The organism is Plantactinospora alkalitolerans (genome assembly GCF_015690345.1).
Classification (GTDB): Bacteria; Actinomycetota; Actinomycetes; order Mycobacteriales; family Micromonosporaceae; genus Plantactinospora; species Plantactinospora alkalitolerans.
The window spans coordinates 1-13,577 of sequence record NZ_JADPUN010000165.1; the positions used below are offsets into that span (position 1 = coordinate 1).

Consider the following 13,577-nt stretch of genomic DNA (forward strand, 5'->3'; position numbering starts at 1 on the left):
GTGGCGTACCGGGTGGCGGTGGACGGGGCGGGGCCGTTCCTGATGGCCCGGGGCGAGGTCGACGCTGTGGTGCTCGGCGCCGACCGGATCTGCGCGAACGGCGACGTGATCAACAAGATCGGCAGTTACGCGCATGCCCTCGGCGCACACCGGGCCGGCATCCCGTTCGTCGTCGTCGCGCCCGAGTCCACGGTGGACCTGGCGACGGCCTCCGGTGCCGACGTCGAGATCGAGGACCGGGGCGCCGACGAGGTGCTGTCGCCCGCAGCGGACCAGCCGGCCGGAGCAGATGACCAGTCGACGCGACCGGATGACCAGCCGGCCGGAGCAGGGGATCAGTCGACGCGACCAGATGATCAGTCGACGCGGTGGACGACCGTCGGCGCGGTCAATCCCGCGTTCGACGTGACGCCACACGACCTGGTCACCGCGATCGTCACCGAGCGACGCGTGATCAGGCTGGATCGTGGCGAGCGGGTCTGACGGCGGTGACCGTACGCCGGTCGTCGGCGACCCGGGTCAGCCAACCGCCGGCCCGGCCGAGCCGGAGCAGGGCCTCGGGCTCGGCCGGCAGTTCCACCGGGGTACCGCCCCGGGGCGGCCAGGCCAACCGGGCCGCCGAGCCGGGTCGGAGCCAGGTCCGCAGCGCGTCGATCGGATCCGCGGTGTCCAGCGCGGCTCGGGCCCGCGTCAGCGCGTCGAGCACCGCGTCCAGGGCCGGACCGACCGCCGCGGCGTTGCCGCCGCACATCGCCGCCACCAGGTCCGGTCGGGTCGCCGCGACCCGCGTACCGTCCCGGAACGAGCCGGCGCCCAGGGTGCCGGCGAGCGGATCGTCGGCGGCGACCGCGGCCAGCGCCGAGGCCAGCAGGTGCGGTACGTGGCTGACGGCGGCGACCGCCCGGTCGTGTTCGTCGGCGACTGCCGGTACCACCCGGGCGTTCAGGCCGGTGATCAGTGCCGCCAGTTCGAGCCAGTCGGCCAGCGACGTCGACCCCGGTTCGAGGCAGAGCACCCAGGCGCAACCGGCGAACAGATCCGGATCGGCGGCACCGAAGCCGGAGGTCTCCCGTCCGGCCATCGGGTGTCCGCCGACGAATCCGGCGAGGCGGTCGGATCCGGCGTGCAGGTGCCGGTCGACCAACGTCTGTACGGGCCCCTTGATCGACGTGACGTCGGTGACCAGGCCGGTGTAGCCGGCGCCGGCCAGTTCATCCAGCACTCCGGCGACGGCGGGCAGCGGAACCGCGACCACGACCAGTTCGACCCGGGCCACGGCGTCCCGTACGGTCCGGGCGACCTGCCAGCGCCCGTCGACCGGGGCCTGTGCGGCGGCCGTCCGGGCCGTGGCCCGGGTCGCCGGATCGGCGTCATAGCCCAGGACCCGATGGCCGGCGGAGGCCAGTGCGCGTAGCACCGAGCCGCCGATGAGACCGAGCCCGATCACCGCGACGTCCACGTCCGGAACTCTCGCACACCGGCGCCAGTTACGGTGCCTTCGGGCAGCCCTTGTCGGCGTGCCAGTCCTTCACCTTGGCGACCGGCGAGGTGTTGCGCTTCTTGCGCCAACCGTCCAGGAAGGTCGCCGGCCAGACCACGCCGCGCCGGATCCACCAGTCGCCGGTCTTCTTGCACGGCGGCGAGATGCCGAAGTGCAGATGGCAGACGTTGTTCGCGTTACCGGTCTTGCCGACCGTGCCGAGCTGCTGGCCGGCGCCTACCCGTACTCCCGCGTTGATTCCGGCGGCGACGTTGGTCAGGTGTGAGCCGTAGTAGCGCACCCCGTCGTCACCGAGCAGCGACACCGCCTTGCCGCCGTTGTTGGGACCCTGTGGACCGGACTTGCTGTAGTTGTCGACCCGGCTCACCTCCAGGATCCGGCCCGCCGTGACGGCGACGACGGATGAGCCACAGTTGGCGAAGATGTCCGTGGCCGGGTAGCCCGAGTGCGTCGGATGGTACGAGACGTTGCTGGTCTGCACCGGGAACACGTACCGGTGGTTGCCGGGCTTCGGCGGCGGGGTGGTGGGCTTGCGGGACGGCGACGTGCTCGGGGTTGCCGGCGCGGTCGGCGTCGGGGCCGCCAGCGGCGAGCCGCCGGCCGAAGCCGACGTCGACGTGTCCATCGGTTCGAAGCTCGGTGCGTCCGGTTGCTGTCTCGTGTCGGCGCAGCCGGCGACGAGCGCCGTCGCCAGCAGGACGACGACCGGGTACGTCTGCCGGCCGCGCCGCCGATCCCGCGCTGCGGGTGCTCCCCAAGACATCCGGCAATACTGGCAGACCGCCCCGCCGTGCGTCCGCCCGGAACCTCACCGTCATCGGGTTGTCCGGCCTGTGGGCCCACCACCGCCGCTGCGACCTGCCGGTGGTCCGTTGGCCGCGACTCGGTGGGTGCCCGGTGACCGCCGGGATAGGCTGCGGGCGGCGGACCGCGCGGAATCCGGCGCGGACGGTGGTGGAAGGAGCGGCGTCATGGCGGAAGAGCCGGCGTTCCGACCCTGGCCGGACGCACCTGCGCCCGGTGGTCCGCACGCGGGTGTCCGCCAGCCGGACAGACCCGGGCCGGGCGCGGTTCCGCCGGGCGATGCGCTCCGGGGCGGCGGTCCACGGGTCGGGCCGGTCTGGGCGGCACGGCCGGCGGCGCACAGTCCGTCCGGTCTTTTTCCGGCCGGCCCGCCGCCGAACTCACACCCGACCTACCGAGAACCCCATCCGGCCCGGGTCGGCGGCGTGTTCGCCGGTGCCGGTTCGGCGGCGGCCTGGTTGGTCGCCTTCGGTCTGCTCGGTCGTGACCTGCGCGGATATGTGCTGTGGACGCTCTTTGCCGGCGGGGTGGCCTGGTTGGTCGCCCTGGTGTTGACCGCGCGCGGTGATCGGGGGGTCGGCGCGGGAATCGCGTTGGCCGGGGCACTGGGCTGGGCCGTCGCGGCAGCGGCGGTCGCGGTCCGCTGGTCCTCCTCCGCCGACTGGCCGCTCTGGTGAGGGGCCTGGTGGGCGAAAACGGGCGAAATTCGCCCTCGCTGGCGGCGCTGGGTGAGCCTGCGACCGCATACCGCGACCGGCCTTGACGAACCGCGCGGGACTCGGCACCCTCGCGGTATGGCCTGGACAGAGCATCGGCTCGACCCCGACCGCAGCCGCCGTCGGTTGCAGCTCCTCGCCGAGCTCGCCGGGGCGAAGTCGGTGCGGGAGCGTGAGCATCCACGACGTGCCCGCGTTGATCGGCTGCGTGAGTTGATCGCGACCCGTCGTCGGTTGGTGAGCTGACCGACCGCGCCACCCACCTCGATTCCCTGACCTGCTTCGGGGCGTTGCCTAGGCTCCCGTGGATGTGACCGGATACCGTTCCGCGTAACAGGGAGTCGGCCGTGAACGGGCACGTCGGCGGTGATCTGCGGCTGGGGGCCGAAGGGTAATTGGGGGGACCGTGTCGTACTTCGCTGCGGCCGTGGTGCGTCGGGCGTCCGGCTGGACTGCGGCAGAAGTTGATCTTAATGGCGCGGCGGACATCGACGAGGTTGCCGACCTGCTCCGCGACGTCGACCAGGACGCCGAGATCTCGTTGCTCTTCGTCGAGTCCGATGACGTCTACCTCGCGATCATGCGGCTGGACGAGGGTGAGGACCTGCGCATCTTCGGTTCCGACTCGGCCTTCGCCGAGGAATCGCGGCTCGGTGCCCTGCTGGTCGGGGACATCAAGGCACCGGCGCTGGAGATCGACGACGTCGTCGAACCGGCGGCGCACGTCGCCGGGGCGTCCGGTGACGAGGATGACGACGACCCGGCGGTCGATCCCGACGCCGACCCGGTGGGTGACGCCGACCTCCTCGCCGACCTCGGCATCTCGGCCCATCGCCTGCTCGCGATCTGCTCCCGCGAGGGCATGCTGCCGGCCGATGTCACGGCGCAGGTCTGTCAGGTCATCGGCTGCGGCAACGAGGTCGAGGAACTTCGGGAAGCGTGACCGGCCCGGATTCGGAAGGTTCTGACGCGTCGGTCCGGCGGGCCGGGTGGTGACCGGCCGACGGCAACAGCACGAGGCGTGGATGCGGCGGGCGCTGGAGGTCTCCGGCACCAGTCCTGCCGGCCTCGGTGCGGTCGGCCCGGCGGAAGACGTCGCCGACCGGGCCAGGGAGGTGGCGGCCGAGGACGTACCGGTCGGCGCGGTGATCTACGGCCCGGACGGAACGGAACTCTCCACCGCCCGCAACGAACGGGAACGTACCGGTGACCCCACCGCGCACGCCGAGGTCCTGGCACTGCGCCGGGCCGCCGACGTGCTGGGGGCCTGGCGGCTGACCGGCTGCACCCTGGTCGTGACGCTGGAGCCGTGCACCATGTGCGCCGGGGCACTGGTGCTCGCCCGAATCTCCACCCTCGTCTACGGCGCGTGGGAGCCGAAGACGGGCGCGGTCGGGTCACTGTGGGACGTCGTACGCGACCGGCGGCTCAACCACCGGCCCGAGGTCTACGGCGGGGTCCTGGAAGCCGAGTGCGCCGCCGCGCTCCGCGCGTTCTTCCGCTGACCTCCCACGCTGCGGACTCAGGGCTTATCCACAGTTTGTGGATAACTTCAAAACCTGTGGAAAACTCCGGTACGGGCTGTGGACCGGGTACGTGCCGAGGGGCGTCCGGCTGGCAGACTTCGATCCGTGCCCCGCATGGTCATTCCCGCCACCCTCAGTCGCAATGTCGTCGAAACCTGGGGCGAGGCCGGTAGACGGTGGCTGACCGAGTTGCCGGAGCTGGAGTCCTCGATGCTGCGCGACTGGGAGTTGGAACCCGGCACGCCGTTTCCGCTCAGCTTCAACTGGGTCACCTCGGTCAACCGGGCCGACGGCTCGCCAGCGGTGCTCAAGCTCGGCGTACCGCACACCGGCCATCTGGCGGAGGAGGCGGCGACGCTCGAGTTCTTCGCCGGCCAGGGGGCGGTACGTCTGCTCGCCCGGGACGCCGACCGGGGGGCGCTGCTCCTGGAACGGGCCAACCCCGGCATCCCGATCAGCGCACTCGTTCCATCGCGTGACGAGGAGGCGACCACCGCCTTCGTCGACGTGCTGCGGCGACTGCACCGTACGGCCCCGCCGAGTTGGCCACTGCCGGAGTTGGCGGCCCGGAGCGCGTCCTTCTCGAATCACCTGCGCGTGCACCCCGACGGTGGTCTGATCCCCCGGCACCTGGTGGAGCGGGCGGGCCGGCTGTTCGACGAGTTGTGCGCGACCGCGCCGGACCGGGTGATCCTGCACGGCGACCTTCATCATGACAACATCCTGCGGGCCGACCGGGAACCGTGGTTGGCGATCGATCCGCACGGGGTCATCGGTGATCCGGGTTACGAGATCGGCGCCCTGCTCTACAACCCCGACCCCGGCCGGCGTGAGGACGACCTCCTTGCCCTGGTCCCGCGCCGGATCGAGCAGCTCGCCGACATGTTGGGAATGCCCGTCGAACGAGTCGTCGGCTGGGGATTCGTTCAGGGCGTGCTGTCGGAGGTGTGGACGGCGGAGGGCGGTGGCACGCCCGGAAGCCGCGCCCTGGACGTCGCGCTGCAACTACTGCCCCGGCTGCCCTGACTGGACCGGGAGGGTCAGGGGCGGTGGGCGCCGATGGCGGCCGGGACCGGGGTGTTGGCCGCCGCGCCGATGGTCGCCGCCGGAGACAGGTTCCACCGCGGTTCGCCCGCCGTCGAGAACCCGCCGGACGATTCGGCCGGATCGGCCGGCAGGACGACCGTGACGACCAGCCCGCCGCCCTCCCGGGGCTCGGCCCGGACCGAGCCGCCGTGCGCGCCGGAGACCGCCCGGACGATCGACAACCCGAGACCGAACCCGCGCCCGCCGTCGACCCGCTCCTGACGTAGCCGACGGAACGGCTGGAACAGCGTCTCGATCTCGTACCCCGGCACCACCGGCCCGGTGTTCGCCACCACCAGGGTGGCCCAGCCGTCGACCGTGCCGGTGTTGATCCACACCTCGCCGCCGGTCGGGACGTTGTGCCGTACCGCGTTCTCCAGCAGGTTCTGGGCCAGCCGCTCCAGCAGAATCGGATCGCCGGTGGTACGGGCCGGCGCCAGGTACCGGTGTACGGAGAGCTGCGTCCCGGCGGTGGCCTGGTCGGTGACGTGCGCGGCCACCTCGGCCAGGTCGATCGACGTACGGTCGACAATCTGCTGGTCCGAGTCGGCCAGGGTGAGCAGCCCGTCGATCAGCCGTTCGTGGCGTTCGTTGATCGACAACAGCGTCTCCCCGAGCTGCCGTAGTTCGGCGGGGGCCTCCGGCCGGGTGATCGCGAGTTCCAGCAGCGAGCGGTTCAGCGCCAGCGGGGTACGCAGTTCGTGCGACGCGTTGGCGATGAACCGGCGCTGCCCGTCGAAGGACTGATCCAGACGTTCCAGCATCAGGTCGAAGGTGTCGGCCAGTTCCCTCACCTCGTCCCGGGGCCCGCGCAGCGCGATCCGCTCGTGCAGCCCCCGTCCGGCCGCCCCGGCCCCGGCGATCCGCCGGGCGGTGCCGGTGATCTGGTTCAGCGGTTGCAGCGCCCGGCCGGAGAGCAGCCAGCCGAAGGCGATGGCGGTCGCCGACACCACTCCCAGGGCGATGCCGCCCTGGGTGAGCAGGGTTTCCAGTGCGTCCTGCCGGGCCTGGTCCTGGACCTGCCGGGCGTACATCCGGAGCTGCTCGGCGTCCTCGGGGGAGGCGATCTGCCCTGGCAGCCCGTTCAGCGGCTGCCTGAAGGCGTTCAGCGACACCCCGAAGGTCGCGGGCAACTGCTGCTTCACCAGGACGTAGGTGACGCCGAGCAGGACGATGCCGGCGAGCAGGAAGAGGCCGCCGTAGACGATTGTCAGACGAGCTCGGATGGTCAGTCGCTTCACCGGATCTGATACCCCACTCCCGGAACCGTCTCGACGACCTGCGGGTCGCCGAGCTTGCGGCGCAGCTTCATCACTGTCACCCGCACCACGTTGGTGAACGGGTCGATGTGTTCGTCCCAGGCCCGCTCCAGCAGCTCCTCGGCGGAGACGACCGCGCCGCCGGCCCGCATCAGCTCGGCCAGCACCGCGAACTCCTTGCGGGACAGCGCGACGTGCCGACCGTCGCGGTAGACCTCGTGCCGGGCCGGGTCGACCACCAGTCCGGCCCGGGTCAGTTTCGGCGGTGCCGCCGGCCGGGCCCGGCGGATCAGCGCGTGCACCCGGGCCGAGAGTTCGACAAGCGCGAACGGCTTGATCAGGTAGTCGTCGGCGCCCAGCGCCAGACCGGCCACCCGGTCCCGGACAGCGGCGGCGGCGGTGAGCATCAGCACCCTCGTCTCGGCCCCGCCGTCCATGATCGCCCGGCAGACGTCATCCCCGTGCACCACCGGCAGGTCCCGGTCGAGCACGACGACGTCGTAGTCGTTGACGCCGAGCCTCTCCAGGGCCGAGTCGCCGTCGTACACGACGTCGACCGCGAACGCCTCCCGACGTAACCACTCGGCGACGGCGTCCGCCAACAGCTTCTCGTCCTCGACCACCAGTACCCGCACCGTCCCATCGTGACTCGCTCCCGGGTAACCCCGCCGTAAACGTCGACGGTTACGCCCCGGATACGCGCCCCGCACTTCACTTTGTCCGTATCGGCCGGCGAACCGCGCCGGCCCACGGAAGGAGTTGTGCCATGCGCCGACGAATGTCAGGCACCTGGCTGGCCCTGCCGCTGACTCTCGGTCTGGCCCTCGCCGGCTGCGGCGGCCCCGATTCCGGGACCGGAGTGGCGACGGCCGGCGGCGGAACCGGGGCCGAACCCACGGCCAGCGCCAGCGCCGCCGCCCTCAGCAACGAGGACCGGCAGCGGGAGTTCGCCAAGTGCATGCGGGAGAACGGGGTGGACATGCCCGACCCGGAGCCGGGTCAGGGCGGGATCCGCGTCCAGAGCGGTCCGGACGACCGGGAGAAGATGGGGGCGGCGATGGAGAAGTGCCGCAGCCTGCTGCCCAACGGTGGCGAGGGAATGAAGCTCGACGCGAAGCAGATCGAGCAGGTGCGCCAGATGGCCAAGTGCATGCGGGAGAACGGCGTACCGGACTTCCCGGACCCGGGCGCGGACGGCACCATCAACTTCCAGGCGGGGGCCGGGCTCGACCGGGAGGACCCGAAGTTTCAGGCCGCGATGGAGAAGTGCCGTGGGAACTTCCCGATCCGGGCCCGGGAGTCGCGATGACGGCGGGAACCTCGGCAACCGCCGCCGGGCCCGCCCGGGAAGGCTCCGATGCGACCGGCGTGTCCCCTGCGACCGCTGTGACCGGAGCGGACCCGTCCGGCTCCCTGACCGGTGAACCGTTCGACGAGGCGGGGCCGGTCCCGGGCCCGCCGGTTGCGGCGAGTGCCGGCCGGGCCCACCGGCGGCGCGGCGGCGGTCGTACCAGGGTGGTGGCCGTCGCGACGACCGCCGCGGTCGCGGTCGCCGCCGGGGTGGCGGCAGCCGTCGGATTCGGCGGCGACAATCCGGGTACGGCGACCGCCGGCACCCTGCCTCCGGCGAACGCCCAGATCACCCGACAGACGCTGATCGACTCCGAGAGCGTCAGCGGTGAACTGGGGTACGGGGAAACCCGCACCGCCGCCGTCCGGGCGGGCGGCACCATCACCTGGATGGCCGGGACCGGTGCCCGGATCACCCGGGGCAAGCCGTTGTACTCGGCCGACAACGCCAAGGTCGTGCTGCTCTACGGTCGGCTGCCGGCGTACCGGACGCTCCGGTCGGGGGACACCGGTGCCGACGTCAAGCAGTTCGAGCAGAACCTCAGCGCGCTGGGGTACGACGGGTTCACCGTCGACGACGAGTACACCTCGGCGACCGCCGACGCGGTCGAGGAATGGCAGGACGATCTCGGTCTCGACGAGACCGGGCGGGTCGAGTTGGGCCAGGTCGTCTACGCGGCCGGCGAGGTCCGGGTGGACAGCCACGAGGTGACCGTCGGCGACGCGGTCCAGCCCGGGGGCGGGGTGCTGACCTACACCGGTACGGCCCGGGTGGTCACCGCGACCCTGGACGTGGACGACCAGGCGCTGGCCAAGAAGGGCGCCAAGGTGACCGTGACGCTCCCGGACGGCAAGGAGGTCGCCGGCACCATCGCCACCGTCGAGACGGTGATCGAGACCGGCAGCGGCGCGGAGGCGGAGCCGGAGACCAAGATCGAGGTGACTGTCACGGCGGCCGATCCGAAGGCGCTGGCCGGATTCGACAGCGCCTCGGTCGACGTGGCGTTCACCGCCGACCAGCGCGCGGACGTCCTGACCGTGCCGATCGCCGCACTCCTCGCGCTCGCCGAGGGCGGGTACGGCGTCCAACTCGTCGAGGGCGGCACGACCCGGATCGTGGCGGTGCAGACCGGGCTGTTCGCTTCCGGTCGGGTGGAGATCTCCGGCGCCGGGCTGGCCGAGGGCGCGACCATCGGGATGCCCAAGTGAGCGGGAACACCGCCGTCACCGCCGGTGGGACCGTGCACCCGGCGCCCGGATCCGACGGGGTCGTCGTGCTCGATGGTGTGACAAAGGTCTATCCGGGCGGGGTGACGGCGCTCGGCGGAGTCTCGCTGGCGATCCGGCACGGCGAACTCGCGGTGATCGTCGGCCCGTCCGGTTCCGGAAAGTCGACAATGCTGCACCTGATCGGCACCCTGGACCGGCCCTCGACCGGCCGGGTGCACATCGACGGGTACGACGTGGCAAGGCTCACCGACCGGCAGTTGTCCGCGCTGCGGTCGTCCCGGATCGGGTTCGTGTTCCAGCAGTTCCATCTCGCGTCGGGCGTACCGGCGCTGGACAACGTGGCGGACGGGCTGCTCTATGCCGGCGTGCCCCTCGGGGAGCGGCGGCGGCGGGCGGAGGCCGCGTTGGACCGGGTCGGAATGGGTCACCGGCTGGACCACCGGCCGCACGAACTCTCCGGCGGGGAACGGCAGCGGGTGGCGATCGCCCGCGCCGTCGTCGGCGGTCCGGCGTTGCTGCTGGCCGACGAGCCGACCGGCAACCTGGACTCCGCGTCCGGTGCGGGGGTGCTGGCCCTGCTGCGCGAGTTGAACGCCGCAGGGACCACCGTCGTGGTGATCACCCACGATCGGGAGATCGCGGCGAGCCTGCCCCGGCAGGTCTACATGCGGGACGGCCTGGTCGTCGCCGACAGCGGTCCCGGATCCGGGCCCTCGGGGCTCTCCCCGCTCGGGCTCGTCCCGGCCGGGCCCGTACCGGCCGGCGCCGGTCCCACCACGTCGAACGGGGTGCGCTGATGGCCGGAACGAGCGGCACGGACGGACGCCGGCTGGTGCCGACCCGGATGCGTCCACGCGACATCCTCCGGGTCGGCGGCGTCGGGCTGCGTACCCGACCGCTGCGGGCCTTCCTCTCCGCGCTGGGCATCGCCATCGGCATCGCGGCGATGGTCTCGGTGGTCGGCATCTCGTCGTCCTCCCGGGCCGAACTGGACCGGATGCTCGACTCCCTCGGCACCAACCTGCTGACCGTCTCGCCCGGCAACACCATGTTCGGGGAAGACGCCCAGCTCCCGGAGGAGTCGGTGGCGATGGTCGGCCGGATCGGCCCGGTCGAACAGGTCTCCGCGACCGGGCAACTCTCCGACGCCAAGGTGTACCGCTCGGACAAGATTCCGGCGGCGGAGAGCGGCGGGATCGCCACCCGGGCGGCCCGGCTCGACCTGCTCGACACGGTCGGGGCGACCGTGACCAGCGGCACCTGGTTGAACGCCGGAACGGCCCGCTACCCGGCCGTGGTGGTCGGGGCCACCGCCGCCCAGCGGCTCGGGCTCGGCACCGCCGGACCCGACGTACAGGTCCAGGTCGGCGGTCGGTGGTTCACCGTCGTCGGGATCCTGGCACCGGTACCACTGGCCCCGGAACTGGACCTGTCGGCGCTGATCGGCTGGGAGGCCGCCGCGTCGTACCTCGACTTCGACGGCCACCCGACGACGATCTACACCCGGTCGGCGGAGGAGTTCGTCGAGGCGGTGCAGGCGGTCCTCGGCGCCACCGCGAACCCGGAGGCGCCGAACGAGGTCAAGGTGACCCAGCCCTCCGACGCCCTCGCCGCACAACAGGCCACCGACGAGGCGTTCACCGGGCTGCTGCTCGGCCTCGGCGCGGTCGCGCTGCTGGTGGGCGGGGTCGGGGTGGCGAACACGATGGTGATCTCGGTGCTCGAACGGCGGGCCGAGATCGGGCTCCGCCGCTCGCTCGGCGCGACCCGAGGACAGGTACGCACCCAGTTCCTCGCCGAGTCGCTGCTGTTGTCGGCTCTGGGCGGGATCGGCGGGGTGCTGATCGGCATCGCCGTCACCTCGGGCTATGCCCTGTCCCGGGACTGGCCCACGGTCGTACCGGGCTGGGCGATGGCCGGTGGGGTCGGCGCGACCCTGCTGATCGGCGCCTTCGCCGGGCTCTATCCGGCGATCCGGGCCGCCCGGCTCGCCCCGACCGAGGCCCTCACCGCGCCCTGATTCCGCGCCTCGCCGCTTCGGCTGCGGGGGGCGTAACCAAGATTCTTGTCGGGTTGGGGTTCACCATCGACCCCGACCCGACAAGAATCTTGGCGCTGTCGGTCAGGCGATGATGGTGTCGAGGGCGATCTCGACCATCTGGCCGAACGTCTGCTCCCGCTCCTGCGCGGTGGTCTTCTCGCCACGCTTGATGTGGTCGCTGACGGTCAGCAGCGTCAACGCCCGGGCCTTGAACCGGGCCGCGATCGTGTAGAGCGCCGCCGACTCCATCTCCACCGCCAGCACGCCGTAGTCGGCGAGGGTGTCGTAGAGGTCGGGACGATCGGTGTAGAAGGCGTCCGCCGCCAGGATCGGTCCGACCCGCATCGCGATGCCGCGCCGCTCGGCCACCTCGACCGAGGTACGCAGCAGCCCGAAGTCGGCCACCGGGGCGTAGTCGATCAACCCGTCGAACCGCATCCGGTTCATGTTCGAGTCGGTGGACGAGCCACTCGCCGCGATCACGTCACGGAGCTGGAGATCCTCCGCGAGCGCGCCGCAGGAGCCGACCCGGATCAGCGACCTCACGTCGTACTCGTTGATCAGTTCGTGGGCGTAGATCGAGGCGGACGGCATGCCCATGCCGGAGCCCTGGATCGAAACCTCGGTACCGGACCACCGGCCGGTGAAGCCCAGCATGCCGCGGACCGTCGAGTAGCACTTGGCGTCCTCGAGGTAGGTCTCCGCGATCCACTTGGCCCGCAGCGGGTCACCCGGCATCAGGACCCGCTCGGCGATCTCGCCAGGCTTGGCGCCAATGTGCGTACTCATGTGAGGTGATCCTGCCAGGTCGGTTCGGCCGATACCGCCGCGACGTCCATCAGAAGCGTCGGGTACCCTACTCGGCGGTGGTGTGTCCGAGCGGCCTAAGGAGCACGCCTCGAAAGCGTGTGAGGGTTTACGCCCTCCAAGGGTTCAAATCCCTTCACCACCGCCACGGAACAGGCGAAACGCCCGGCAGGTCGGAGACGACCCCGCCGGGCGTTCTGCTTGTGGTCTCAGTTCTGGTCTCAGTTGCCGCTCAGCGGCCGGTACGCGTACCCCGGCGGCGCCCTGGTCGCCGTCCTCGGGCGGATCCTTCGGAGCCTCCCAGAGCAGCCCGCCGACCCGCTTCGCGATGTCCCGGCGGACCTGCGTCGTCAAGTGCTGGTAGCGGACGGCCATCGCTGAGTTGGACCAGCCCATGGGGCCCGCTCCGCCACGCCGAGGGTCAGCAGCACCGTGGCGGCCCTGTGCCGGGCATCGTGTAGCCGCCCGTCTCGGAGTCTTGATCGACCCCGAGGATGCCGCCCGGCAGATTGACAGCTACCTGAACACCATCGTCCAGGAACGCCGCAGGTTGCTTCCCCGCGTCAGGCGTTCCATCCCGCCCGGCCCCTCACCTGACGCCGGGCGGGTAAGGGCCCGGCTCCTGGCGACCTCCGGCGCGCAGCGCTGGCATAATCCCCGCCCGTGAGCGAGTACATGGTCCGCCCTGTCCGGGGCCACGAGTGGCGCGAGATTCGGGCGTTGCGTCTGAAGGCGTTGAAGGACGAGGCTGCCCCGTTGGCCTTCGTCGAGTCCTACGAGGAAGGTGCTGCCCAGCCCGAAGAGTTTTGGCGGGGGCGCGCACAGGGTTCCTCCAGCGACGCTGGACCAGCGGCGGGGGCATGCCAGTTCGTCGCGATCGCCGATGACGGCACCTGGGTGGGAACGTCGGTCGCACTGATCGAAAAGGCGGGCGAGCAGGACTTCGAGGGCCAGACGATCGAGCAGTCCGGCGGGCATGTGGTGGGCGTCTTCCTGCAGCCGCAGCACCGCGGCAAGGGTGTGATCGGGCGCTTGTTCGACGCAACACTGGATTGGATGCGTCAGCGGGACCTCACGAGGGCGCGTCTCTACGTGCATACGGACAACATCCGCGCGCAACGCGCTTACGAGAAGGCCGGGTTCAAGGCCACCGGGAGGAGTGTCCACGGATCCCTCGGCCCCGAGATCGAGATGGCACGAGCCCTCTGACCCCAGAACCGGGCCGGACAATCCACGGGCCACAAGGTGGTGTCACCG

14 protein-coding genes, 1 tRNA gene and 3 pseudogenes are annotated in these 13,577 nt (G+C 71.5%); 12 read left to right on the forward strand and 6 right to left on the reverse strand.

Annotated features, from left to right (window positions below; all coding sequences use genetic code 11):
• A pseudogene (locus I0C86_RS16965) lies at positions 1–483 on the forward strand (hypothetical protein); the annotation flags it as partial.
• Here the strand turns inward: I0C86_RS16965 and I0C86_RS16970 are convergent.
• Together I0C86_RS16970 and I0C86_RS16975 are read right to left on the reverse strand one after the other, a co-directional pair.
• Entirely contained in the window at positions 455–1,459 is a 1,005-nt protein-coding gene (locus I0C86_RS16970) for a prephenate dehydrogenase/arogenate dehydrogenase family protein (RefSeq protein WP_196202206.1), read from the reverse strand. The pseudogene I0C86_RS16965 and the gene I0C86_RS16970 overlap by 29 nt on opposite strands.
• 28 nt (positions 1,460–1,487) lie before the next feature.
• Positions 1,488–2,264, reverse strand: a complete 777-nt coding sequence (locus I0C86_RS16975) for a M23 family metallopeptidase (protein ID WP_196202207.1) — start codon at positions 2,262–2,264, stop codon at positions 1,488–1,490.
• Between the two features lie 382 nt (positions 2,265–2,646).
• Between I0C86_RS16975 and I0C86_RS43485 the strand changes: the two are divergent.
• The 5 genes and pseudogenes from I0C86_RS43485 to I0C86_RS17000 form a co-directional block, all read left to right on the forward strand.
• Positions 2,647–2,982: pseudogene (locus I0C86_RS43485) on the forward strand (hypothetical protein); the annotation flags it as partial.
• Between the two features lie 117 nt (positions 2,983–3,099).
• Positions 3,100–3,267 carry a hypothetical protein gene (locus I0C86_RS16985; protein WP_192766406.1) on the forward strand — a complete coding sequence of 56 codons (168 nt, stop codon included), beginning with the start codon at positions 3,100–3,102 and terminating at the stop codon, positions 3,265–3,267.
• A 160-nt stretch (positions 3,268–3,427) separates the two neighbouring features.
• Positions 3,428–3,964: a tRNA adenosine deaminase-associated protein gene (locus tag I0C86_RS16990; protein WP_196202208.1), complete on the forward strand. Its 537-nt coding sequence runs from the start codon at positions 3,428–3,430 to the stop codon at positions 3,962–3,964.
• 82 nt (positions 3,965–4,046) lie between these two features.
• A complete protein-coding gene (locus I0C86_RS16995; RefSeq protein WP_196202241.1) occupies positions 4,047–4,526 on the forward strand; it encodes a nucleoside deaminase in 480 nt (159 codons plus the stop codon).
• 135 nt (positions 4,527–4,661) lie between these two features.
• Positions 4,662–5,573, forward strand: a complete 912-nt coding sequence (locus I0C86_RS17000; protein WP_230394298.1) for an aminoglycoside phosphotransferase family protein — start codon at positions 4,662–4,664, stop codon at positions 5,571–5,573.
• Between the two features lie 14 nt (positions 5,574–5,587).
• On the opposite strand, the gene I0C86_RS17005 is transcribed toward I0C86_RS17000, so the two are convergent.
• On the reverse strand, positions 5,588–6,874 hold the full coding sequence (locus I0C86_RS17005; RefSeq protein ID WP_196202210.1) for a sensor histidine kinase: 1,287 nt from the start codon (positions 6,872–6,874) through the stop codon (positions 5,588–5,590).
• Positions 6,871–7,527, reverse strand: a complete 657-nt coding sequence (locus I0C86_RS17010; RefSeq protein ID WP_196202211.1) for a response regulator transcription factor — start codon at positions 7,525–7,527, stop codon at positions 6,871–6,873. The genes I0C86_RS17005 and I0C86_RS17010 overlap by 4 nt, the downstream gene beginning before the upstream one ends.
• 131 nt (positions 7,528–7,658) lie before the next feature.
• On the opposite strand from I0C86_RS17010, the gene I0C86_RS17015 reads away from it, so the two are divergent.
• The 4 genes from I0C86_RS17015 to I0C86_RS17030 are packed head-to-tail and all read left to right on the forward strand — an operon-like array spanning position 7,659 to position 11,492.
• On the forward strand, positions 7,659–8,201 hold the full coding sequence (locus I0C86_RS17015; RefSeq protein ID WP_196202212.1) for a hypothetical protein: 543 nt from the start codon (positions 7,659–7,661) through the stop codon (positions 8,199–8,201).
• Positions 8,198–9,451 (forward strand): efflux RND transporter periplasmic adaptor subunit, encoded by a 1,254-nt coding sequence (locus I0C86_RS17020; protein WP_196202213.1) that lies wholly within the window; start codon positions 8,198–8,200, stop codon positions 9,449–9,451. The genes I0C86_RS17015 and I0C86_RS17020 overlap by 4 nt, the downstream gene beginning before the upstream one ends.
• A 32-nt stretch (positions 9,452–9,483) precedes the next feature.
• Positions 9,484–10,269, forward strand: a complete 786-nt coding sequence (locus I0C86_RS17025) for an ABC transporter ATP-binding protein (protein WP_456319960.1) — start codon at positions 9,484–9,486, stop codon at positions 10,267–10,269.
• On the forward strand, positions 10,269–11,492 hold the full coding sequence (locus I0C86_RS17030) for an ABC transporter permease (protein WP_196202215.1): 1,224 nt from the start codon (positions 10,269–10,271) through the stop codon (positions 11,490–11,492). Before I0C86_RS17025 ends, I0C86_RS17030 begins: the two co-directional genes overlap by 1 nt.
• Positions 11,493–11,594: 102 nt before the next feature.
• Here the strand turns inward: I0C86_RS17030 and deoD are convergent, their stop codons facing one another.
• The gene (gene deoD / locus I0C86_RS17035) at positions 11,595–12,302 is read right to left on the reverse strand and encodes a purine-nucleoside phosphorylase (RefSeq protein ID WP_196202216.1); all 708 of its coding nucleotides are present in this window, start codon (positions 12,300–12,302) and stop codon (positions 11,595–11,597) included.
• Between the two features lie 76 nt (positions 12,303–12,378).
• Between deoD and I0C86_RS17040 the strand changes: the two genes are divergently transcribed.
• A tRNA-Ser gene (locus I0C86_RS17040) sits at positions 12,379–12,468 on the forward strand.
• Positions 12,469–12,581: 113 nt separating this feature from the next.
• Here I0C86_RS17040 and I0C86_RS43490 read toward each other — a convergent pair.
• Positions 12,582–12,796: pseudogene (locus tag I0C86_RS43490) on the reverse strand (site-specific integrase); the annotation flags it as partial.
• Between the two features lie 187 nt (positions 12,797–12,983).
• On the opposite strand from I0C86_RS43490, the gene I0C86_RS17045 reads away from it, so the two are divergent.
• Positions 12,984–13,529, forward strand: a complete 546-nt coding sequence (locus I0C86_RS17045) for a GNAT family N-acetyltransferase (RefSeq protein ID WP_323373690.1) — start codon at positions 12,984–12,986, stop codon at positions 13,527–13,529.
• Positions 13,530–13,577: the final 48 nt, after the last annotated feature.

Excerpts from the sequence above, each read along its gene's own strand:
- I0C86_RS16975 (WP_196202207.1), bottom strand. The coding sequence starts at position 2,264 with ATGTCTTGGGGAGCACCCGCAGCGCGGGATCGGCGGCGCGGCCGGCAG.
- I0C86_RS16985 (WP_192766406.1), top strand. The coding sequence starts at position 3,100 with ATGGCCTGGACAGAGCATCGGCTCGACCCCGACCGCAGCCGCCGTCGG.
- I0C86_RS16995 (WP_196202241.1), top strand. The coding sequence starts at position 4,047 with ATGCGGCGGGCGCTGGAGGTCTCCGGCACCAGTCCTGCCGGCCTCGGT.
- I0C86_RS17000 (WP_230394298.1), top strand. The coding sequence starts at position 4,662 with ATGGTCATTCCCGCCACCCTCAGTCGCAATGTCGTCGAAACCTGGGGC.
- I0C86_RS17015 (WP_196202212.1), top strand. The coding sequence starts at position 7,659 with ATGCGCCGACGAATGTCAGGCACCTGGCTGGCCCTGCCGCTGACTCTC.
- I0C86_RS17020 (WP_196202213.1), top strand. The coding sequence starts at position 8,198 with ATGACGGCGGGAACCTCGGCAACCGCCGCCGGGCCCGCCCGGGAAGGC.
- I0C86_RS17030 (WP_196202215.1), top strand. The coding sequence starts at position 10,269 with ATGGCCGGAACGAGCGGCACGGACGGACGCCGGCTGGTGCCGACCCGG.
- deoD (WP_196202216.1), bottom strand. The coding sequence starts at position 12,302 with ATGAGTACGCACATTGGCGCCAAGCCTGGCGAGATCGCCGAGCGGGTC.